This window comes from Microcystis sp. M49636_WE2 (assembly GCF_030065375.1).
Taxonomy (GTDB): Bacteria; Cyanobacteriota; Cyanobacteriia; order Cyanobacteriales; family Microcystaceae; genus Microcystis; species Microcystis aeruginosa_C.
In genome coordinates this window covers 1-1,724 of the sequence record NZ_JASJFG010000827.1, presented here as the reverse complement: position 1 = coordinate 1,724, position 1,724 = coordinate 1, and the positions used below count along the sequence as shown (strand labels likewise).

The following is a 1,724-nucleotide window of genomic DNA, read 5'->3' as shown; positions in this document are numbered from 1 at the left end:
GGTATCATCGACTTGGCGGAAGGCTAATTGCTTGGGTAGGGTATAATCGGCGAAATTATCCAATCTTTGACGATAGGAAGTCTTAATTATCTCGATAGATGCTTCTAGCGTCCCCGCTAATAGACGATCAACGAATCCGCCTGGGCTAATTAACTCGCTCTCGGCTAAAGTATTAATAGCGAGGGTAAATTGAAAATGAGGTTTTAATAGAATTGCCAGAGGATGATTGAGTGCTAACTCGGTAGCTGTGGCTAAAACAAAAGCTTCCGCTACTAAATGGGTATGGCTGAGATGACTAACTAATTCATGATGATTTCCGTCGGCAATTTGCACGAAAATCTTCGCCATTAACCAATTAAGTCCGTCATCGGGGGTATAGATGCGCTGATTAGGTACGGTCGGATCCTGATACAATTGAATGGCAACCGGTACTAATCCCCCTTGACCCCGTAAACCCCTAGCACGCCAACAGAAAAGGACAAGAGGTGCTGTTGCGGTTTTCATACCCCTTTGATAACTGCCTAAAGTTAGGTTGTTTAGGGGGGCATAATCTGCTAGAAATAAGTTACCCTTAGCGGCTTCCGAGGCAATGGTTTTATCGGGTCCCATGGCTTTTTGGAAGATAGCATCGCTGACGGGGAAATTATCCGGTATGCTGCTAATCCCGCGGATGACCATGGGATTTAATCCCGCTAATCTTTGGTAGGCAAAACTTGTGTTAGATTGCCAAGTTTTAATACTTGTGGGTTTGGGAAGGAGAGGAAAAAGTTGTTCGTAATCTTCTAATTTGTCAAAGGGATCAAAGACATTTTCTATTTTCGTGGCCACGCTATTGGCAATTAAAGCACTCAAGCCTTTACGCAGCATTAATTGATAGGAAATAGAGAAATTTTCTTGGGCAGGTAAATCTTTGACGAGGGTGATACCACTAACGGAATCATAGATGTAGACTTGTTTTTGTCTTTGTAGTAATTCTTGTCGTTTGATAGAATCAGCATCATTTTGGGGTAGCGATGGTATCATCAAAGTAACTCCTTGTCTAAAAAATTAGAACTTAAAAAACTTAGTCTTTTTCCTGGCACTAATAGGCTAGTCAAAGTAAAGAATTACCTCCAACAAAAGGGTCTTTTGAGGCGAATTACCGGCTAGATATAGTGTCACCCACTAATATACCGGTAGAACCTGGTTAGATTGCAGAAATATCGCCTCTGTTTGTAAAACTTAATATATTAATTCTCTGACTGATGAGGTGCAAAATTACTGGTTTGAGGTTGGAGAGATTTTATCAGTGAACAGTAAACAGTGAACTGAAAACTCGCATCTGATAAGCTAAGACGCATTTAAAGCGCTGATTCTTAAGATTAGCCGAATCTCCCCCAATCCCTTTACTGTTGCCTCTTGCAAGAGTGCCTCTTGCCTCGTCTCAACAAGCAATTTAAATTACGAACAGCTTAACTGATAGCTGATTACTGGTTACTGAAAAGGCTGACGGCTAGAATAACTGATTGCTAAACCGTTTGTAGGGGAAAACCTAAAGCTTCTCGTTGCTGTAAATACAATTGAGCAACCTGTCGCGCTAAATGGCGAATTCTGCCGATATAACGGGTTCTTTCAGCTACAGCAATCACACCTCTAGCATCGAGTAAATTAAAAGTATGGGAACATTTGAGAACATAATCTAGACTGGGAATCACCAGAGAGCGATCGATTAATTGTTTAGCTTC

The 1,724-nt window shown here is 41.4% G+C and carries 2 protein-coding genes; both read right to left on the bottom strand.

Annotation, left to right across the window (positions count from 1 at the left end):
* A partial coding sequence (locus PX484_RS18920) for a lipoxygenase family protein (protein ID WP_288105107.1) occupies window positions 1-1,023 on the bottom strand: 1,023 nt, incomplete at its 3' end.
* Between the two features lie 485 nt (window positions 1,024-1,508).
* Window positions 1,509-1,724, bottom strand: a 216-nt coding sequence (locus tag PX484_RS18915) for a glycine--tRNA ligase subunit alpha (RefSeq protein ID WP_288105105.1), incomplete at its 5' end; no start/stop codon positions are given.